18 protein-coding genes and 2 tRNA genes are annotated in these 20,279 nt (G+C 64.1%); 11 read left to right on the top strand and 9 right to left on the bottom strand.

Going from position 1 to position 20,279, the window contains the following annotated elements:
* From AArcCO_RS06460 to AArcCO_RS06440, 5 genes are all read right to left on the bottom strand, one after another.
* Complete coding sequence (locus tag AArcCO_RS06460) at positions 1–528, bottom strand: 30S ribosomal protein S4 (RefSeq protein WP_259535804.1); 528 nt, start codon at positions 526–528, stop codon at positions 1–3.
* Positions 525–1,064, bottom strand: coding sequence for a 30S ribosomal protein S13 (locus AArcCO_RS06455; RefSeq protein WP_259535802.1), 540 nt, complete (start codon positions 1,062–1,064; stop codon positions 525–527). The genes AArcCO_RS06460 and AArcCO_RS06455 overlap by 4 nt, the downstream gene beginning before the upstream one ends.
* A 17-nt stretch (positions 1,065–1,081) precedes the next feature.
* Positions 1,082–1,165, bottom strand: a tRNA-Ser gene (locus AArcCO_RS06450).
* A 157-nt stretch (positions 1,166–1,322) separates the two neighbouring features.
* The gene (gene moaA, locus AArcCO_RS06445; protein WP_259535800.1) at positions 1,323–2,348 is read right to left on the bottom strand and encodes a GTP 3',8-cyclase MoaA; all 1,026 of its coding nucleotides are present in this window, start codon (positions 2,346–2,348) and stop codon (positions 1,323–1,325) included.
* Positions 2,349–2,440: 92 nt separating this feature from the next.
* Positions 2,441–3,220: an MBL fold metallo-hydrolase gene (locus AArcCO_RS06440; protein ID WP_259535798.1), complete on the bottom strand. Its 780-nt coding sequence runs from the start codon at positions 3,218–3,220 to the stop codon at positions 2,441–2,443.
* 143 nt (positions 3,221–3,363) lie between these two features.
* On the opposite strand from AArcCO_RS06440, the gene purF reads away from it, so the two are divergent.
* Positions 3,364–4,872: an amidophosphoribosyltransferase gene (gene purF, locus AArcCO_RS06435; RefSeq protein WP_259535796.1), complete on the top strand. Its 1,509-nt coding sequence runs from the start codon at positions 3,364–3,366 to the stop codon at positions 4,870–4,872.
* 25 nt (positions 4,873–4,897) lie between these two features.
* Here the strand turns inward: purF and AArcCO_RS06430 are convergent, their stop codons facing one another.
* On the bottom strand, positions 4,898–5,464 hold the full coding sequence (locus tag AArcCO_RS06430; protein ID WP_259535794.1) for a DUF420 domain-containing protein: 567 nt from the start codon (positions 5,462–5,464) through the stop codon (positions 4,898–4,900).
* A gap of 142 nt (positions 5,465–5,606) precedes the next feature.
* Here AArcCO_RS06430 and AArcCO_RS06425 point away from each other — a divergent pair.
* Positions 5,607–5,691: transfer RNA gene (locus AArcCO_RS06425), tRNA-Leu, on the top strand.
* 693 nt (positions 5,692–6,384) lie between these two features.
* A complete protein-coding gene (locus AArcCO_RS06420; RefSeq protein WP_259535792.1) occupies positions 6,385–8,061 on the top strand; it encodes an alpha-amylase family protein in 1,677 nt (558 codons plus the stop codon).
* Positions 8,062–8,074: 13 nt separating this feature from the next.
* Here AArcCO_RS06420 and malA read toward each other — a convergent pair whose 3' ends face one another.
* Positions 8,075–10,087, bottom strand: a complete 2,013-nt coding sequence (malA, locus tag AArcCO_RS06415; protein ID WP_303650971.1) for an alpha-amylase MalA — start codon at positions 10,085–10,087, stop codon at positions 8,075–8,077.
* An 87-nt stretch (positions 10,088–10,174) separates the two neighbouring features.
* Here malA and AArcCO_RS15960 point away from each other — a divergent pair, with 87 nt between their 5' ends.
* The 5 genes from AArcCO_RS15960 (at position 10,175) to AArcCO_RS06390 (ending at position 14,143) form a co-directional block, all read left to right on the top strand.
* Positions 10,175–10,357, top strand: coding sequence for a hypothetical protein (locus AArcCO_RS15960; RefSeq protein WP_345780881.1), 183 nt, complete (start codon positions 10,175–10,177; stop codon positions 10,355–10,357).
* 90 nt (positions 10,358–10,447) lie between these two features.
* On the top strand, positions 10,448–10,864 hold the full coding sequence (locus AArcCO_RS06405) for a VOC family protein (RefSeq protein ID WP_259535786.1): 417 nt from the start codon (positions 10,448–10,450) through the stop codon (positions 10,862–10,864).
* 246 nt (positions 10,865–11,110) lie between these two features.
* The gene (locus AArcCO_RS06400) at positions 11,111–12,085 is read left to right on the top strand and encodes a transcription initiation factor IIB (RefSeq protein WP_259535784.1); all 975 of its coding nucleotides are present in this window, start codon (positions 11,111–11,113) and stop codon (positions 12,083–12,085) included.
* Between the two features lie 44 nt (positions 12,086–12,129).
* Positions 12,130–12,618, top strand: coding sequence for an NUDIX hydrolase (locus AArcCO_RS06395; RefSeq protein WP_259535782.1), 489 nt, complete (start codon positions 12,130–12,132; stop codon positions 12,616–12,618).
* Positions 12,619–12,646: 28 nt separating this feature from the next.
* Positions 12,647–14,143, top strand: a complete 1,497-nt coding sequence (locus AArcCO_RS06390) for a TrkH family potassium uptake protein (protein ID WP_259535780.1) — start codon at positions 12,647–12,649, stop codon at positions 14,141–14,143.
* Position 14,144: 1 nt separating this feature from the next.
* Here the strand turns inward: AArcCO_RS06390 and gatA are convergent, their stop codons facing one another.
* Positions 14,145–15,452 carry an Asp-tRNA(Asn)/Glu-tRNA(Gln) amidotransferase subunit GatA gene (gene gatA, locus AArcCO_RS06385; protein WP_259535778.1) on the bottom strand — a complete coding sequence of 436 codons (1,308 nt, stop codon included), beginning with the start codon at positions 15,450–15,452 and terminating at the stop codon, positions 14,145–14,147.
* A gap of 1 nt (position 15,453) precedes the next feature.
* Positions 15,454–15,732: an Asp-tRNA(Asn)/Glu-tRNA(Gln) amidotransferase subunit GatC gene (gene gatC / locus AArcCO_RS06380; protein WP_259535776.1), complete on the bottom strand. Its 279-nt coding sequence runs from the start codon at positions 15,730–15,732 to the stop codon at positions 15,454–15,456.
* A 96-nt stretch (positions 15,733–15,828) separates the two neighbouring features.
* Between gatC and AArcCO_RS06375 the strand changes: the two genes are divergently transcribed.
* From AArcCO_RS06375 to rad50, 3 genes are read left to right on the top strand one after another with little or no spacing between them, the layout of a single operon-like run.
* Complete coding sequence (locus AArcCO_RS06375; protein WP_259535774.1) at positions 15,829–16,152, top strand: DUF7966 family protein; 324 nt, start codon at positions 15,829–15,831, stop codon at positions 16,150–16,152.
* On the top strand, positions 16,149–17,549 hold the full coding sequence (gene mre11 / locus AArcCO_RS06370) for a DNA double-strand break repair protein Mre11 (protein ID WP_259535772.1): 1,401 nt from the start codon (positions 16,149–16,151) through the stop codon (positions 17,547–17,549). The genes AArcCO_RS06375 and mre11 overlap by 4 nt, the downstream gene beginning before the upstream one ends.
* Positions 17,546–20,227, top strand: coding sequence for a DNA double-strand break repair ATPase Rad50 (gene rad50 / locus AArcCO_RS06365; protein WP_259535770.1), 2,682 nt, complete (start codon positions 17,546–17,548; stop codon positions 20,225–20,227). The genes mre11 and rad50 overlap by 4 nt, the downstream gene beginning before the upstream one ends.
* The last annotated feature ends 52 nt before the right edge of the window (positions 20,228–20,279 follow it).

Raw genomic sequence — 20,279 nt, 5'->3', positions numbered from 1 at the left:
TTACTCCTGTCCCTCCGCCCGCTCGGGGTGCAGTTCGTCCGCGAGCGGACTCGTTTCGTCGAAGTCGATGAAGTCCTCCTCGCCGACGGCCACCTTTTTCGACGGGCGGGTTACCCGCGCACCGTCGACGATAACGTGGCCATGGACGATGAACTGTCGTGCCTGTTTCGTGGTGCTTGCGAGCCCCTGGCGGTAGGCGACCGTCTGCAGCCGCCGTTCGAGGACGTCGGTGACGTCCAGTTCCAGGACTGCGCTGATGTCGTCGTTCTCCGAGAGGATCCCGTACCGCCGCAGCCGGGCGACGAACTCCTCGCCGTACTCGCCGGCGATTTCGACGTCACCCTGCGCCTCGCCGAGCAGCCGGCGGGCCTCGCGTCGGTAGTCGCGCAGTTCCGATTGAGCGCGCCACAGCTCCTCTTTGTTCTTGAGGCCGTACTGGCCGATCAGACCCGACTCCTCGGCGATCCGTTCGCCCTGGTAGGGGTGGTTCGGCGTTTCGTACCGTTTGGTGTTGCTCCCGGTCGTCATAGCCCTTCATCCTCCTCTTCAGCCGCTTCGGCCGCTTCCTCTGCGGCCTCTTCGCGGATCTCCTCGACGTTGACGCCGATCGTTCCTTCGGTCCGCCCGGTGGACTTCGTTCGCTGTCCGCGAACCTTCTGTCCGCGCTTGTGCCGGACACCTTTGTAGGAGTCGATCATCTTCATCCGGTTGATGTCGTACCGACGTCGCTGGTTGAGCTCGGACCCGGTCTCGTGGGTCGTCTCTCCAGTGTAGAAGTCGTTGCGACGGTTGGCCATCCACTCGGGGGCGTGCTCCGAGAGGTTCTCGACCACGTCGACGACCTCTTCGATCACCTCGTCGTCCAGCGCGCCGAACGTGGCAGTCCGGTCGATTCCGACCGTGTCAGCCACGAAACGCGCCGTACGCGTGCCGATTCCGTTCAGTTCTGTCAGGCTTCGCTCCACGGACTTCGTCCCGTCGAGGTCGGTCTGTCCGACCCGGACGAAGTAACGGAGGTCCTCGTCCTCCTCCGGAGAGCCGTCCTGTGGTTCGTCTGCACTCATATCTGGTTGCGTTGCAGCGTTGCGGCGGGGATTCGAACCCCGGAGGCTTGCGCCACTGAGTTAGCAACCCAGCGCCTTGGGCCAGGCTTGGCTACCGCAACTCGCTTTTTGGTATCGTCGCCGACGGACCCACGGCCCGCGACTCGGGACGTTCGCCCCTACAGTTCACGTGTACCCGATACAACTGGGCGACTCTATTTAAACGTCACGAACCGGCGGCAGGAACCGGTGTAGTGGATCCGGACGCGTCCCGGAAAATCAGTCACTCGGCGTCGATTGTGGCGCGCCGATGTACTTCTCGTTGATCTCGTACTCGCCGCTCCCGTTCGTTTTCAGATACTCGCCGTAGTACGGGACCCGGGTTTCGACCGTCCGTTCGTACGCCTCCCGGATCTCCTCGCGGGTCATCTCGCCCATCGGCCGCAAGTCGTCGTTGCGATTGAGACACCCCTTGAGGTAGCCCTCGTGGGTAACCCGGACGCGGCCGCAGTTGGCACAGAACTTCTCGTTTCCGACGGGGTCGACGATCTCGATCATCCCGCCGTTCACGAAGTAACGCTTCCGGTCGTGCATCTCGCGGCGTTCGACCCGGTCGGCGATGTCTGAAAGCCAGTCGTGGACCCGCTGGATGTCGATACTCCACTCCGGGCGACCCGTGAGCTCCGGCATGTACTCGATGAGCTGGAGCTGGAGCCCGTCGTTCTCGGCGACGTGATAGACCATGTCCTCGACGTAGCCGGCGGTGTGCTCGAAGACGACCATGTTGAGCTTTACCGGGTCCAGTCCGGCATCCAATGCGGCATCCACGCCCTCGAGGACGCGGTCGTACGCGCCCGACTGCGTAATCTCCGCGAACGCCTCCGGGTCGAGCGCGTCCTGGGAAACGTTGACCCGTTCGAGGCCGGCGTCCCGGAGCGCCTCCGCGCGTCCGGGAAGGAACGTCCCGTTGGTGGTCAGTGACGTCTCCATCGAGTCGGGGGTCCGGCGGACGATTTCCTCGAGGTCCTCCCGAAGCATCGGCTCCCCACCGGTGAACTTCGCCTTCCGGACGCCGTACTCCTCGACGACCTCCAGAAACCTGATCACGTCGTCGGCAGTCATCTCGTCGTCGCTCGGCTCCATCGGCCCCCGCGTGTCGCCGAGTCCTTCGTTGTGACAGTAGATACAGTCGAAGTTACAACGATCCGTAAGAGAGATCCGAACCCCGGTCACCTCCCGGCCGAAGTCGTCCGAGAGCGGACCCGTCGTCTCCCGACCGACGTCGTCGGCGAGTGGCTCCGTCATCATCTGGAGGTTAGTCCACGATGACTTAAGCTGACGGGTGTATCCCGGAATATTGTAAATATTATTAGTTACATCGACGACCAACGAGTGGCTCAAATGGTGACACGAAGACCGTCTCGGGCGAGTCGGACCTCGCCATCGAATCCGGCAGCTCGAACGCTCTCCCGGAGGGATTCTCCCTTTCCTTCGGTGTGAGGATAACGGTGAGTGAGATACAGCCGATCGATGTCAGTTCCCGCGAGCGCCTCCCCGAGTTGCGTCGGCGTCGGATGGTTGGAAACGTCCAGCCCGTCCGGGAACGAACAGTCGTGGGCGAGCACGCGCGAGCCGTCCGCGAAGTTAGCGAGACCGGGGAACGCCTCCGAGTCTCCCGAGAACGTGAAATCACCACCTGTCGAGTTCACCTCTCGGTCACCCCGGTCACGACTGCCGGCGAACCGATAGGCGAAACAAGTCATCGAGTGGCGGGTTTCGAACGCCTCGACATCGAACCCGGCGATCTCGAACGTCGAACCGGCGTGGACCTCACGCAGGCGAAGATCCACTCTGTCGCGCAGGTAGTCGTACACCTCGAGAAGCCCGTCGACGAGCGCTTTCGTCCCCGGCGGGCCGGCGATCTCGAGATGGGCCTCGCCAGCGAGCCACCGTGCCTTCAAAAGGGGCAACAGGTCGGCGACGTGGTCGAGGTGGTGATGCGTCAGAAGGACCGACGACACCGACTCGTACCCGCCGTCGACGCGGGAGAGCCGGTGGAGAACGCCTGCGCCACAGTCGACGAGCAGCGTCCGGTCGTCCCGTTCCAGCAACAGCCCAGTCTGTACTCGCTCGGAGACCGGCATCGCGCTACCGGTGCCGAGGAACGTGACGTCCATACCGGCGAGTCGCGTCCCGGGGCAAAAACTTCCGTGGGACGTCCGCCCACGACATATTCAAGATAGTGCATAATTCATTCATGAGTGGAGATGAGTACGTCACAACCACGGGGGTTTTTACCGATCGGGACGTGAACGCGGGTATGGCATCCGACAGGGAGCAGAGCGAGATCGGCGGGCCGCGAGAGAAGTGCGGCGTCGCCGGAATCTCTCTTACAGAGCGTGCAGCGGCACGGCCGCTGTACTATGCGCTGTACGCGCTCCAGCATCGGGGACAGGAATCAGCGGGGATCGTCACCCACGACGGGTTCCAGCAGCACAGTCACGTCGAGACGGGACTCGTCGGCGACGTCTTCGACGAAGCGGCACTGGAATCGCTGAACGGTTCCAACGGGATCGGCCACGTTCGGTATCCGACCGCCGGGGGGGTGGGCTCCTGCTGTGCACAGCCGTTTACGGTGTCTTTCAAGTCGGGATCGCTCGGGCTGGCTCACAACGGCAACCTCGTCAACGCCGACGAGATCCGCGAGGAACTGGCGGGACTGGGACACGCGTTCACCAGTACGGGCGACACCGAGGTGATCGCCCACGACCTCGCGCGCAACCTGCTCGAGGCGGACCTGGTGCGGGCGATCAAACGGACGATGGAACGGATTCACGGCTCTTACTCGCTTACTATCGCTCACGGCGACACGGTTCTCGGGGTTCGCGACCCGGGCGGAAACCGACCGCTCTGTCTCGGAGAACTGCCCGACGGATACGTCCTCGCAAGCGAGTCAGCCGCGATCGACACCCTCGACGGGGAGCTGGTTCGGGACGTGCGACCCGGCGAGTTGATCGTTCTCGATCCGGACGGCTCGGGATACGACTCCTATCAGCTGTTCGAACGCGACCATACCGCAAACTGCTTTTTCGAACACGTGTACTTCGGCCGACCGGACTCGGTCATCGACGGCGAACTCGTCTACGAAGTCCGGCGCGAACTCGGACGCCAGCTGTGGGAGGAATCCGGAATCGAAACGGACGTAGTGATGCCCGTGCCGGACTCGGGACGCGCGTTCGCCGCCGGCTACGCCGACGCGGCCGCCGAAACTACCGTCGACGGCGATCCTCGAGATCCGGAAGACGACGGAGTCGCGTTCGCGGAGGGATTGATGAAGAACCGCTACGTCGGTCGTACGTTTATCATGCCGACACAGGACGAGCGCGAGCGTGCCGTCCGGCTGAAACTCAACCCGATCAAGAGCACGGTCGACGGGAAGACGGTGACGGTGATCGACGACTCGATCGTTCGGGGGACGACGTCGACCCAACTGGTGGAACTGCTCCGGGAATCCGGGGCCGAGGAAGTGCACGTTCGGATCGGCGCACCGCCGATCGTCGCGCCGTGTTACCTCGGAATCGACATGGCTACGCGGGAGGAACTCATCGCGGCAGACCGGTCACTCGAGGAGATTCAGGAGGTGATCGGGGCCGAGTCGCTGTCGTACCTGTCGGTCGAGGCGATCGCAAACGCGATCGGAACCGACCGCGAGAACCTGTGTCTCGGTTGTGTCACCGGCGCGTACCCGTACGACATCGAGGGCGAGGAGACGGACCGACCGATCACGAGACCGAATATCTCGCCCGAACAGGCGCTCGGCGACGACTGATCGCGGGATCCGGAAAAAAGAGCCGTCAGTACACGACGTACAGCAGGAGATAGACGACGATACCGAGCACGAAGGAGACGAGCCACAGCGAGGCGGCCACCCGGCCGACGATCCGGTGTCGGGTGTCGTAGATCTCGGAGACGGGGCGGGTGACCGCAAGCAATAGGACGTAAAACAGCAGGGGGACACAGAGCACCGCAAGCAGAATGTGAACCCCCAAAAGCGGGAGGTACACGAACGTCTCGACGGTCCCGGGCCCGGGGAACTCGGCCGGTCCTAGCAGGGCCACGCGGTAGAGATACAACACGAGGAACGCCGCAAAGAGTCCGAAGGACGCAACCATCGCCGCGCGGTGTTTTTCGACCTCCTCGATCCGGATATACCGCCAGCCGGCGACGATCGTGACGATCGCGAGCGCGCTCAAGACCGCGTTGACCGTGGGAATCGCATCGAGAAACGCATCGCCCGCCTGCGGGAGCAGGTCGGTCGGGATCGCCTGGAGCGCGGCGCCGAAGACGAGTGTCAGTGCGACGACCGTGAGAATTGCTGTCAGGGCAGGGACGTGGTCCCGAGCCCGTCGTCGAACTTCCATATTCGACATACGGGTTCCCGGGGGAAAAGCGGCCGGGATTTCGTCGATACTTCCCGTGGGACTCCCCGGCACTCGCGTGGCAAAGGGAAGGGCTTTTAATTATCCCCCGGGTACGGTTGAGTGCAGTTAAAACTCACATCGGGCGTGGGTAGCCAAGCCAGGCCAACGGCGCAGCGTTGAGGGCGCTGTCCTGTAGAGGTCCGCCGGTTCAAATCCGGTCCCACGCACTGAACAATATCTGCGAGCGTAGCGAGCAGGTTGCAGTGAAGGAGTAGGGCGGATTTGAACCCTGGAAGACGAGCGCCAGCGAGTCTTCGTCCGGTTCAAATCCGGTCCCACGCATTTTTCGGCGGCACAACGCGACGAGAGTCATGAGCGCAGCGAATGGCTCGAGGAGCCGTGCCGCCGTGAATGAGTATCTGGTGAGGATTTGAACCAGGCGAGTCGCAGCCCGGAACGGCGCGAAGCGCCGCACGCCCGGACCGTCTCGACGAGGTTCAAATCCGGTCCCACGCACTTTTCGGCGGCACAACGCGACGAGAGCGAGGTGCGAGCGAAGCGAGCACCTCGAAAACACGAGCGGTGAGCGAAGCGAACCGCGAGTGACGTCACAGCGAGCGAAGCGAGCACCTCGAAAACACGAGCGGTGAGCGAAGCGAACCGCGAGTGACGTCACAGCGAGCGAAGCGAGCACCTCGAAAACACGAGCGGTGAGCGAAGCGAACCGCGAGTGACGTCACAGCGAGCGAAGCGAGCACCTCGAAAACACGAGCGGTGAGCGAAGCGAACCGCGAGTGACGTCACAGCGAGCGAAGCGAGCACCTCGAAAACACGAGTGAGGAACCGTGCGGCCGAAACTACTGGATTCCGTACTGCTGAACCCGTAAGCGCTTTCTCTCCAACGACGTTTCTTCGAACGAATGAGCGACACCGCCTGGCTCGAGGACGCAACCATCTACACGCTCGACGTGAAGACCTTCTACGACAGCGACGGCGACGGCTGGGGCGACTTTCAGGGCCTCATCGAGAAACTCGAGTACGTCGACGACCTCGGCGTCGATTGTCTGTGGATCCGACCGTTCTATCCCAGTCCGCTCCGGGACAACGGCTACGACGTCGCCGACTACTACGCCGTGGACGACCGGCTGGGAACCCTCGAGGACTTCAGAGAGTTTACCGATCGGGCACACGACCGCGGAATACGGGTGCTCACCGATCTGGTGTTCAACCACACCTCGATCGACCACGAGTGGTTTCAAACGGCCCGCCGGGATCCCGAGTCGAAGTACCGCGACTACTACCTGTGGACCGGCGACGTCGAAACCGCCTACAACACGTTCAACATCTTCCCCGAACACGAGGACGGCGTCTGGTCGTACGACGAGGTCGCCGACGCCCACTACTTCCATCAGTTCTTCCACCACCAGCCGGACCTGAACGTCCGGAATCCGGAAGTTAGAGAGGAGTTTCACGACATACTCCGGTTCTGGCTCCGCCAGGGAGCCGACGGGTTCCGGATCGACGCCGCCCATCCGATGTTGATGCCGAAGGGACACGACGGCGGAACCCTCGCTGAGCCGATCGAGTTGTTCAAGCAAATGAAGCGTGTTGTCAGCGAAGAGCAGTCCGACGCCATCCTGCTCGCGGAGGCGGACGACCAACCCGAGCTACTGCCTTACTACTTCGGCGACGGCGAGGCGTTCGACCTCCAGTTCAACTTCGTGATGAACGCCCACCTCACGTACGCCATCGGGGTCGGCGACACCTGGCCCCTCCACCGAGCCCACGAGATCGTTCCCGACGTCGACGGGATCGGCAAGTGGGCGAACTTCCTGCGCAATCACGACGAGTGGAACCTGTTGAAGCTCCCCGAGGAGGCGTTCCATCACGCCCGCGAGGCGTTCGGCGAGGACGCGGGCGACTCGTGGATCTTCGAGCGCGGCCACCGCCTCCGACTGGCCGAGATATACGACAACGATCTGGACCGCGTGGCGATGGCCCACAGCCTGTTGCTGTCGCTGCCGGACGTCCCGGTGTTGCTGGCCGGCGACGAGATCGGGATGGGATCGGATCCGTCACTACGCGAACGAGAGGCTGTTCGAACCCCAATGCAGTGGGACGACTCGGAGTACGCCGGCTTCTCGACGAGCGAACCCGGCGACGTGCACAATCCCGTCATCGACGAGGGAGAGTACAGCTACGAACGCGTCAACGTTGCCGACCAGCTGAACGACCCCGGATCACTGCTCTCACGGGTCGGGGAACTCGTCGACGCCCGGAGCCAGTGTCCGGAGATCGTCGACGGGATCTACTCCGTCGTCGACGTCGACCGTGACGACGTCTGGCTCCACCGCTACGATCACGGCGACAACCTGCTCGTGTGTGGACACAACTTCGCCGACGAACCGAGAGAGGTCGCCTGCGCGTTCGGACCACCCGAAGACGTGTCGACGTCGATCGTCGGGGACGGCGACTACCGCGTCGAGGGCGGTGATCTCACGTTCGAGCTCGACGGCTGTGACTACCTCTGGATTCGCGCCGACAAGTGGGGCAAGCGGGCGCCCGAACCGGGAGAGGTGCTGGCGCTCAGTCGGTGAGCTGGCTGTCCGGTCACATCGGTTCAGCTGTGGAAACGACGGCGACACTTTCGACCCGGAGATCACCGGAGGGAGTATCGACGTCCCCGCCGGACACGAGATCCGTTGGCTCGACCGTTTCCTCAGGGAGACTGACGTGCTCGGGCATCGGCGCAAAGTTCAGCACGACGACGAGACGCTCCTCGCCGGCTTCGCGGGCGTACGCAACCACGCCGTCGTGTACGGCGTCGACCTCGACGGGTTCGAACGCACCCCCGGGGCCGAAGGCGGGGCGCTCCCGCCTGAGCTCGTTCAGCGCCCCGTAGTGGCGCCGGAGTTCCTCGTCTGTCTCCTCCCAGGAGATCCTCTCCCGGCGGGTTCGCTCGCCGATCTCCTGGCCGGCGTACAGCAGCGGGATCCCGGGAAGCGTGAATATCGCACCCGCGGCCGCCTCGGTTTCGGGGCGGCCACACTCCTCGAGGAAGCGGGTCTCGTCGTGGTTCTCCATGTACTGGAGGAACCCGGCGTGGTCCGGAAAGCCGGTCTCGGCGCGCTGTCGGATCGCGTCCACCACCGCCCGCGCGGGCATCTCGCCGTGCCCGATCTGCCGCAGGTTGTGATACAACGTGGTGTCGAAGTGGACATCGAAACAGAGTTCGTGGAACTCGGGGACGTACGGGATCGTCTCGTCGAGCAACAGGAACTCGCGATCGTGGGACTTCACGCGGTCGCGGATCTCCTGCCAGAAACTCGTGGGCACTGCCCAGGCCATGTCACACCGGAACCCGTCGACGTACGGCGCCCACTCGTCGACGACGTCGAGCAGATGTCGCCTGACGTGGAGGTTGTCGAAGTTGAAGTTCGCGATGTACGGCCAGTCGAAGTACGTGGCCGGGACATCGTCGGCTTCGTTCTCCCACTCGTACCAGTCACGATACTCGGGATCCCCCGCTTTCGCGCGCCCGAAGAACTCGTGTTCGCGGGCGGAGTGATTGAGCACCAGATCGAACAGCACCTTGATCCCGTGATCGTGAGCTTCCTCGAGCAACGCCTCGAACTCCTCTCGGGTACCGAGGTCGTCGGCGATCGAAAAGAAGTCCGTGATGTTGTAGCCGTGATCGAATTCGTCGTTTTGGAGCACCGGCGTCAACCAAATGCAATTCACCCCGAATTCGGCGAGTTCGGGGAGTCGATCGGCGATCGCCTCGAAGGTCGGCTCGTCACCGTCGGCGAACGTCCGGACGTAGATCTCGTACAGCGTGATCGACCGGCTCCACGCCGGCGGCTCGTTGAGACGGTCGACGAGTATCTGCCCCTCCTCAGTCGGTGCTACCGCGATCGCGTCCGACACGCTGTAGGTATCGTTCGTGGGATCTACAGCGACCGCGTGGATTCGGCTGTATTCACGGATGTCCGCCCGATCGATCCGTACCTCGTGTCCGTCGATCGTCAGCTCCGAACCCGACACCGGATCTCGATCGTCGGCAAGGAACTCGACCGCGAACCCATCCGGGGGAACGTCGGCCCCCGGTGCCGGTTTCGGCGTCCCCGTCACCACGACTTCGTCTCCCTCCACGCGTCCGTCCAGCCGGATGCGGGGACGTCCCCCCGCACCATCCCGGAACGGGTCGTCGGATCCTCCGCAACTCTCCGCCGGGAGATCGCTTTCGCCACCGCTTATCCCACCGCTCACGCCGCCACTTCGGTGGAGTCCACTTCCGCCCGACGAACCACCGCCGTCACCGTCGCCACCGTCGCTGTCCGTCCCGTCTCCTTCGTCGTCGACGGGAAGGGGCGGCTTTTGGGACGTCGGGAACACACGAACCGTGAGCGTGTGTTGTCCGTCCGGCGCGTCGAGACCCAGCTTGTAAGTGCCAGAGACGTCGGGCGTGAACTGCTCGACGGGAGCGTCTCCCAGGGTCGCGCTGCTCCCCTTCGGTGCTCTCGCGACGTGCCACTCGTACTCCGCCGAGGGGTCGGGGTCCCTGGGGGCGAGGTCGATCGTCGATCCCACGCCGATAAACCGTGGGGGTCCGGGATGGTGCATAGTTATTCACTATATCGGTAGTAACCACTTTAGTTCTCCCTATCGCGTTCGGCGGTCGCCGGCTGGTTCCGTTTCGGCCCGGAAACTATTCGGAAGGCCACTCCGATAGTAGTTGCGTGGTCGTCTCTACCGATTGACCTCCTCCACGAGGGGGACGTCCGCCTCCTCGCGAACGGCTGGGTCGAACTCCCGACCGGTCGCCTCCTGTCGCCGGAGGCCGTCCATCACATCGACAGGAAGTCCGAGGAGCCGACCCACGAACGAACGTGACTTCCTCCGCCCTGAAGTGAAGATTCCTCCGTGGATGACCGACACTCGATCGACGGAACCACTAAGCCGCTCCCGCCGTCCCAGTTGTGCATGGAGATCGATGTCGTCGACATGGATCACGTCGCGATCCGCGTGACCGATCTGGAACGCTCACTGACGTTTTATCACGACCTGCTCGGGATGCCGATCCGCGATCGGGACCGGTACGACGCCGGCGAGGTACCGTACGTCGCCGTCGTCGCCGGGGGCCGACACGTTCATCTCGTACCGACCGACGAGGAGGAAGACGGCCCGATCGACGTCGACGGCGAGCACCTCTGTTTGCTCGTGCGCTCCAACCGGATCGACTCCCGGTCGGACGTCGAGGAATTGCTGGAAGAACTGCGCGAACGTGGGATAGAAGTGGAATCGGGCGAACCACGGAAACGCTACGGCGCGTACGGCCGGGCGTGGGCCGCATACGTCCGTGACCCCGACGGCCGTCGCGTCGAACTCAAGATCCACTGAACCTCTGTCGGCTCCGATCCCACAAAACACATATATACTACCTCTATTGGAGGCGACGTACACACGGAGCTTCGCCGGGATGAGTTCGGTCCGGAAACCACCCCAATGCCGTCCGGCAGTTATATTCGGTAACAAATTTTCAAAATACCCGTACTTTTATTTGCCTTCCGCTACAAATGATTATCACGGAGATAACCGACCGGGAGCCCCGCTTCTCCCGTTAGACCTCCACACCCTGATCCAAGTATGAGTGAGAACGTCCGACGATACACGGACGACCGTGTCCGCCGTCGCGAGACCGAGGAGGAACGAGACGACGAACAGGTGACCTGCCCGGAGTGTGGCGGTCAACTCGAGACGGATACCGAACACGGCGAAACCGTCTGTGCCGACTGCGGCCTGGTCGTCGAGACCGACGAGATCGACCGCGGTCCCGAGTGGCGCGCATTCGACTCCAAAGAGAAAGACGAAAAGAGTCGCGTGGGGGCGCCGACGACGAAGATGATGCACGACAAGGGGCTGTCGACGAACATCGGCTGGCAGGACAAGGACGCCTACGGCAAGACCCTCTCGAGCCGACAGCGGGAGAAGATGCAGCGGCTCCGCACCTGGAACGAGCGGTTCCGTACTCGCGATTCAAAAGAGCGCAACCTCAAGCAGGCGCTGGGCGAGATCGACCGGATGGCCTCGGCGCTGGGGCTGCCCGAGAACGTCCGCGAGACCGCCTCGGTCATCTACCGCCGTGCGCTCGATGAAGACCTCCTGCCCGGCCGCTCGATCGAAGGCGTCGCCACCGCCGCGCTGTACGCGGCTGCCCGCCAGGCCGGCACCCCCCGCAGTCTCGACGAGATCGCGGCCGTCTCCCGGGTCGAGAAAGACGAGATCGCCCGGACGTACCGGTACGTCGTCCGCGAACTGAAACTGGAGATCCAGCCCGCGGATCCCGAGAGCTACGTCCCCCGGTTCGCGAGCGACCTCGGCCTCTCGGAGGAGGCCGAACGACGCGCGCGACAGCTGCTCAAGACCGCAAAGGAGCAGGGCGTCCACTCCGGCAAGTCGCCGGTCGGGCTCGCCGCTGCCGCCGTGTACGCGGCCTCGCTGCTCACCAACGAGAAGGTGACCCAAAACGACGTGAGCGAGGTGGCGAACATCTCTGAAGTGACGATCCGAAACCGCTATCACGAACTGCTCGAGGCCGAAGAGGAAGTCCAGCTTCCTTGACCGCTGTCCGCGCTGCTTTTGTACCGTCGCGACGATCGCCGGACATGGAGACGACCCGCCACTTCGTGGCTACCCTGTACGTCGTCAACGACGGCGCGACGGCGCTGCACCGTCACCCGAAGCTCGGACTACGGCTCCCGCCAGGCGGCCACATCGACCGGGACGAGTTACCCCACGAGGCCGCCCTCCGCGAGACGCGCGAGGAAACCGGGCTCGATCCCTCGCTCGTAACGCCCGGGCCGACCTACGAGTCGGAAACCGCCCGGACGATCCCGACTCCACAACACCTCCTGCTGGAGGACATCAACGTTCATCCGGACGGAACCGTCGGCCACCAGCACGTCGATCACGTGTTCTTCGCGCGGGTCCAGAGCCGCGAGATCGATCCGGACGGTGACGACGAGGCGACGGCCGACGCATGGAAGTGGTACGACAGGGCAGCGCTGCGTGACGCGGATCTGGACGAGGACGTCGCCGAACTCGGTATCGACGCGATCGAGACGGTCGAGCGGACCCTCGAACGGCAAACCTAAACCACGAGAAACCGAATCCGGTCGGTAGATGCGCCTTCGGGTCAACTGGCGTGCGAGTTTGGGACTGGTCGGAAGCATCCTCAAGTGGCTCGCGTTCCCCCTCGCGTTTCCGCTCGCCCTCGCCGTGTACTACGGCGAACCGACGACGCCGTTCGTCGTGACGATCATGGTCACGCTCGGCGTCGGGGGCGCACTCGAGCAGTTCCGCGGCGAAGGCGACTTGGGCGGCCGCGAAGCGTTCCTGATGGTCGCGCTGGCGTGGCTGTCGGTGGCCATCGTCGGGGCGATCCCGTTTCTGGCGGCGGGTAACGGTGTCATCGCACAGCCGATCGACGCGTTGTTCGAGGCGATGTCGGGAGTTACGACCACCGGTGCGACCGTCCTCGAGGATTTCTCGGCACACTCGAACTCCATGCTGATGTGGCGTCAGGTGATCCAGTGGCTCGGTGGGCTCGGAATCCTGGTGCTCGCGCTGTCGGTCCTCTCGCAGTTGTCGATCGGTGGCGCCCAGCTGATGGAGACCGAAACACAAACCCAGGACGTTCACAAACTCTCGCCACACATCGCCGAAACCGCCCGGACGCTGTGGTCGCTGTACGCCGGGGTGACCGCGCTGTGTGCGGCGTCGTTGTACGGGCTCCATCTCGTGGGGCTGGCTCCGAACATGACCCCGTTCATGGCGCTTTCTCACGCGTTCACCGGCGTCGCGACCGCCGGATTCTCCCCGTCTCCGGGGAGCCTGGGAGCGTTCTCGGTGGCAGCCCAGTGGACCATTATCCCGTTTATGCTCATCGGCGCGACCAACTTCATCCTCATCTACTACTTCGTCCAAGGGGACTGGGGGCGTCCGGCCGAAAACGAGGAGTTCCGGTTTTACCTCGGCGTGGTCGCCGGCACGGTGGTGCTGCTCGCGCTGTTGCTGTTGACCGATCCGTCCGTCTCGTATCCCCTCGAAGAGAAGTTCCGACACGCCACGTTCCAGGTCGTCTCGATCATGACGACGACCGGGTTCGCGACCGCAGACTTCAACACGTGGTCGCCGGCCGCCAAACACGTCCTGTTCGTGTTGATGTTCCTGGGCGGCATGGCCGGATCGACCACCTGTTCGATCAAGCTGCTCCGGTGGCTCATCGTCTTCAAGGCGCTCCGCCGGGACCTGTTTACCGCGGTCCATCCCGACGCCATCAAACCGGTGCGGCTCAGCGATCAGGTCGTCGACGAGGAGACGATCCGGGACACGTATGCGTTCACGCTGCTGTCGCTGTTGCTCTTTTTCGGACTCGGGATCTTCGTCGCGGTCGACAGCGCCCGGATCGGCCTCGGGATCGACGAGTTCGAGGCACTCGGGGCGGCTGCGGCGACCTTCTTCAACATCGGCCCGGCGTTCGGGATCGCAGGCCCGTTCGACAACTACTACCCGTTTTCGGACGCGACCAAGGTCGCGATGATCGTGCTGATGTGGGTGGGTCGGATCGAGATCATACCGGTGCTGGTCCTGTTTACTCGGTCGTACTGGAAGTCGTAGCTCAGACGGCGTCTTCCACCGCGCTTGCCACCCGGACGATCGTTTCCTCGTCGAACCGCGGACCGACGAGCTGGAGACCGACCGGGAGGCCGTCGGCGGTCCCTGCTGGGACCGAGATCGCCGGCAGGTTCGCGAGGTTGACAGGCGTCGTGTTCGCATCGGCGAGATACATCTGCAGGGGATCGTCGAGGCTCTCGCCGAGCTCGAACGGCAACACCGGCATCGTCGGCGAGGCGATCACGTCGACCTCCTCGAAGGCGGCGTCGAAGTCCTGTTTCACCCACGCGCGGGCGTCCTGGGCCTTCCGGTAGTACTTGTCGTGATAGCCCTCCGAGAGGGCGTACGTCCCGAGCAGGATCCGACGTTTGACCTCCGCGCCGAACGCCTCCCGCGTCTCGGCGAACGTGTCGTTCCAGTTGCCGTCGTGACCCGCCGAGTGACCGTACCTGACGCCGTCGAACCGCGCGAGGTTCGACGACGCTTCCGACATCGCGATCACGTAGTACGCCTGCACCGCGTGATCGACCGACGGGAGCGACACCTCGACGGTCTCGGCGCCACGCGACTCGAGGGATTCGAGCGCGTCCTCGACGGTTTCGACGACGCGTTCGTCGGCACCGTCGAAAAGCTCCGTCGGGATCCCGATCGTCGTCCCGTCGACGTCGCCGTCGGCTGCAGCCGCGTAATCGGTCCCGTCGGCCGGATGGCGGTCGAACTCCTCGCGTTCGTCGTATCGGGTCGTCGCGTCGCGTTCGTCGGGGCCGGCGATGACGTCCAGGAGTCGGGCGGCGTCCTCGACGCTGGACGCGATCGGGCCGATCTGCTCCAGTGAGTTGGCGTACGCGACGAGTCCGTACCGGGAGACGAGCCCGTAGGTGGGCTTGATCCCGACGACGCCACAGAACGCGGCGGGACACCGCACCGACCCGCCGGTGTCGGAGCCGAGCGCGAGGTCGGCGTCCCCCGACGCGACTGCCGCAGCCGATCCGCCCGAGGAGCCGCCCGGAACGCGGTCGGTGTCGGCGGGATTGTGCGTCGGGCCGAACGCCGAGGTCTCTGTCGTCGTTCCCATCCCGAACTCGTCCATGTTCGTCTTGCCGACCATCGTCGCGCCGGCGTCGAGAACGCGCTCGACCACGGTGGCGTCGTACGGCGGGACGTAGTCGGCGAGCATTTCCGACCCGCAGGTCGTCGTGACCCCCTCCGTCGAGATGTTGTCCTTCACCGCGATCGTCATTCCGGCGAGTGGACCGTCCGACGTGCCGTCGACGGTTTCTTCGGTGATATAAAGGTTGAGATCCGCGCTCATCTCACGACACCCGCGGTCCCTTGAATTTCCCGTCTTCCGATTCGGGCGCGTTCGCGAGGGCGTCCTCCTGAGAGAGCCCGTCTTCGACCTGATCTTCGCGGAGGACGTTCACGAGTTCCGTGTCGCGGTCGACCTCCGGAACCTCGTCCAGCGTGTCGAAGTACTCGAGCACCTCGGAGAACTGCTCGGCGAACTCCTCGGGTTCACCCACCTCGAGCGCAACCCGCGCGAGTGAGGCGACGTGTTCGACGTCGTCGGTCGTAACCGTCGGTTCGCTCATACGCGGAGGTGTTTCGGCGCGAGAGTAAGAGTTTCGATGGCCGACCCCGTGGCTGCCAGCCAACTTTTTATAAACGATCACGGGACCACGAACCCCGTGGTCAGCACGGACGCCATCGCCCGGGCCCTTCGAACGCTCGCCGAACGCACAGCCACGGCGCGGCCGCCGTACGCCGGAGTGATCGAGGAGGCCGACGCGGCGCTGGAGGACCTCGATCGCGCAGCGTCGTTCGTCGAGGCCGACGGACTCGGCCGGCTCTCGGAGGCGGTAGACTCCGCCCGCAGGGATGGACACGAGGAACTCGCAGATCGGGGTGAGAACGCGCTCGACTCCTACCACCGGCTTCGGGAAGCGGCAACCGGAGACGTGACGCGTTCGCGGAACCCATTTACCACAGAAGGTGCAAGGTTCGACGAATGACATCGGCTGACGGATCGGAACCCGCACCGGCTCCGACGCGGGTGCTCCACACCGGCGACACCCACGTCGGCTACGAGCAGTACCACTCCCCCGAGCGACGACGGGATTTCCTCGAAGCGTTCGAGCAGGTCGTCGACGACGCGATCGAGGAGAGCGTCGACGCCGTCGTCCACGCCGGCGACCTGTTTCACGATCGTCGTCCGTCGCTGCCGGATCTACTCGGGACACTCGAGTTGCTCCGGCGGCTCGACGCTGCAGACATCCCCTTCCTGGCGGTCGTCGGGAACCACGAATCCACTCGCCGAGGGCAGTGGCTGGACCTCTTTGAAAGCATGGATCTCGCGACCAGACTCGGTGCGGAGCCGGTCGAAGTCGGCGAGACCGCCTTTTACGGGCTCGACCACGTCCCTGAATCCCGGCGGGACGACCTCGACTACGAGTTCGAACCCAGCGATGCGGCACACGCCGCCCTCGTGAGCCACGGTCTGTTTACCCCGTTTGCACACGCGAACTGGGACACGGAAACAGTACTCGCGGAGTCGACCGTCGCATTCGACGCGATGCTGCTCGGTGACAATCACGTCCCCGACACGGCGACAGTCGATGGGACGCGGGTAACTTACTGCGGGTCGACGGAGCGCACCAGCGCGAGCGAGGAGACGCCCCGCGGGTACAACCTCGTCACGTTCGACGCCGACACCCGGGGACCGGACGGCGTCGAGATTCGTCGTCGGACGATCGAGACCCGACCGTTCGCGTTCGTCGAGGTGGAACTGGCGGACGGCGAGGGCGTCGAACGGGTTCGCGAACGGGTGACACAGCACGACCTGGAGGACGCCGTCGTGATCGTCCGAATCGACGGAAGCGGAGACCCGGTGACGCCGGCGTCAATCGAGGAGACTGCACTGGAGGAAGGCGCGTTGATCGTGCGGGTAACCGACCGCCGGGAGGTCGACACGGCAGAGGAGATCTCTGTCTCGTTCGGTGACCCGGACGAGGCGGTGCGGGAACGGATCCGGGAGGAGGGGTTCTCATCGGCCGCACGAGAGTTTGACGACGTGGTTCGCTCGGTGGAAATTCCGGCTTCGAACGTTCGGGCCGAGGTGAAAAACCGGCTGTCCGACCGGATCGAATCGGAAGGCCTGGAGGCGCTTTCGGCGACTGAACCCGATGATACGAGCGACGGCGAAGAGGGCAGTGGGGACGGAAAGACCGACCGCGAGAGCAGTAATATGGGCCGCGTGGGTGAGGACCGGGACATGGACGGCGACGGTGAGGACCGGGACATGGACGGCGACGGTGAGGACCGGGACATGGGCGGCGACGGTGAGGCACGCGGGGACGAACCGAAAAGCTCCGGACCCGACGGGCAACGATCGATGGAGGAGTACCTGTGAGGTTCGAGCGACTCGAACTCGCGAACTTCAAACCGTACGCCGACGCGGAGCTTCGCCTCCGGGACGGCGTCACCGTCATCCACGGCCTCAACGGCAGCGGGAAGTCGTCGCTCCTGGAGGCGTGTTTCTTCGCTTTGTACGGCGCGAAAGCGCTCGAGGGAACCCTCGAGGAAGTGGTTACCAACGGTGAGGAGGAAACCGAGATCGAACTGGCGTTTAGCCACGACGGCACCGACTACCGGATCTACCGCCGGATCCGCGCGAGCGGCGACCGGGTCAGCACCGTTGATTGCACCCTCGAGGGGCCGGACGTCACCGTCGACGGGGCGCGAGACGTCCGCCGATTCGTCACCGAACTGCTCAGGATGGACGCGGAGGCGTTTCTCAACTGCGCGTACGTCCGCCAGGGGGAGGTGAACAAACTGATCAACGCGAGTCCGAGCCAGCGGCAGGACATGATCGACGACCTGCTGCAGCTCGGGAAACTCGAGACCTATCGCGAACGGGCGGGCGACGCACGCCTCGGTGTCGAGGACCTGCTCACGTCCAAACGGACGCTACTCGAGGACAAAGCCGACCGAATCGAACAGAAGGAGGACGCCGACCTCCACGGCAAGCTCAACGACCTCGAATCGCGGCTCGGCGAGGTCGACGACGAGATCGACCGGGTCGAAGCACAGATCGAGAAGGCCGAAGAGACGAAAGCCGACGCCGAGCGCGTCCTGGAAGAGCACGACGAGAAACGGGCCGAGATCGATGCGCTGGAGGAGGAAATCGACGAGATTGCGGAGACGATCCGGGAGGCCGAATCCGAGCGCGAAACGCTCCGTGAACGGATCACCGAGACCCGGGAACGCATCGACGGCCTCGAAAGCGAACTGGAGACGGCACGGGACGACGCGGGGCTCGACGCCGCGACCGACGAGGCGATCGCAACACGCCGGGAGGAACTCGACGACAGGGAGGCCGACCTCGAAGAGCGCCTGAGCGACATCCGGGTGAAACGGGAGGGGTTCCGGAACCAGGCCGCGAACCTCGCCGAGAAGGCAACGACGCTCGAAGGTCGGGCCGAAGAGGCAGAGTCGGACGCGGCAGAGGCAGAATCCGACGCGGCGGAGGCCGACCAGACGGCACGAGAACACGAAGAAAAACTCGAGTCGATCGACGACCGAATCGACGCAGTCAAAGAACAGTTCGAGGAGACGGACGTCGAACCCGGTAGCGCCGACAGCCTGCGCGAGGAGATCCAGTCGGAACTGTCGGCAGCTCGCGAACGCGTTGCCGAACTCGAGACCGAGCTGTCGAACGCTCGCGAACGCGTCGCTGAAGTCGAGGCACTGCTCGCGGCCGGCAAATGTCCGGAGTGTGGACAGCCGGTCGATGGCTCACCCCACGTAGATTCGATCGACGAGGACCGCGAGCGGGTTACCGAACTCGAAGAGGAACTGTCCGACGCACGCGGGGAGGTGAGCCGTCTCGAAAAGCGACTGGCGGACGCCGAGGAACTCCGCGAGGCCGAACAGCGGCTCGGCGAGCTGGAAAACGCACGGGAGCTCCGTGAAGAACGACTCGCGAATGCCCGGGAGACGGCCGAAGAGCGACGAGAGCGAGCGGAAACACTCCGGGAGAACGCCGACGAGCTGCGGGAGCAGGCCGCCGAGGCCACGGAGGTCGCCGAGACGAAACGGGAAGAGGCAGCCGAAGCCCGGGAGCGCATTGAAACGCTCGAAAGGAAACTTGACACGATCGATTCCGAACGGGAGATGCTCTCGTCGGTCGAGTCAACGCTCGAAGCGATCGAGGAACTGGCGGATCGAATCGACCGCCATCGCGACCGTCGGTCGACACTCGAGGAACTGAACGACGAACGCCGGGAGCGTCTGCGGGAAAAGCGCGAAGCGAGGGACGAACTCCGGGAGTCGTTCGACGACGACCGGATCGAGTCGGCCAGAGAGAACAAGCGCACGGCCGAGGCCTATCTCGAGGAGGCGAAACCCGAACTCGAAGATCTCAGGGAGACGCGAGACGAACTCCAGAACTCGATCGGCGGCGTGAAAACGGAACTGTCCGAACTCGAACGCCTGCGAGAAGAGCGGGATCAACTGGCCGACCGGGTCGAGATGCTGGAATCGGTCCACGAGGAAGCCGAATCCCTCGAACAGCTGTACGGCGATCTCCGTGCGGAGCTGCGCCAGCGAAACGTCGAGACGCTCGAGCGCATGCTCAACGAGACGTTCGAACTGGTGTACGGTAACGACGCGTACTCGCACATTGAACTCGACGGCGAGTACGAACTCACAGTGTACCAGAAGGACGGCGAACCGCTCGAACCCGCGCAACTTTCGGGTGGCGAGCGCGCGCTGTTCAACCTGGCGCTGCGGGTGGCCATCTACCGACTGTTGTCGGCCGGAATCGACGGGGCCGCACCGACCCCGCCGCTCATTCTCGACGAGCCGACCGTGTTCCTCGACGCCGGCCACGTCTCGCGACTGGTCACGCTGGTCGAAGAGATGCGAGAGTTCGGGGTCAGACAGATCGTGATCGTGAGCCACGACGACGAACTGGTCGGGGCCGCAGACGACCTGCTCACCGTCGAAAAAGACGCGACGACGAACCGGTCGAGCGTGCGGCGCGAGGACTCGCCGGCGATCCCGTCCGGGATCGCGGACGACGATTGATCGAGAGCTCTCAGGACGTTCCCAGTTTGCGAAAATTCCGGTCGAATACAAG

Origin of the sequence: Halalkaliarchaeum sp. AArc-CO (genome assembly GCF_024972735.1) — an archaeon.
Lineage (GTDB): Archaea > Halobacteriota > Halobacteria > Halobacteriales > Haloferacaceae > Halalkaliarchaeum.
The sequence above is the reverse complement of the archived record's forward strand: the minus strand, read 5'-3'. Positions and strand labels throughout refer to the sequence as shown.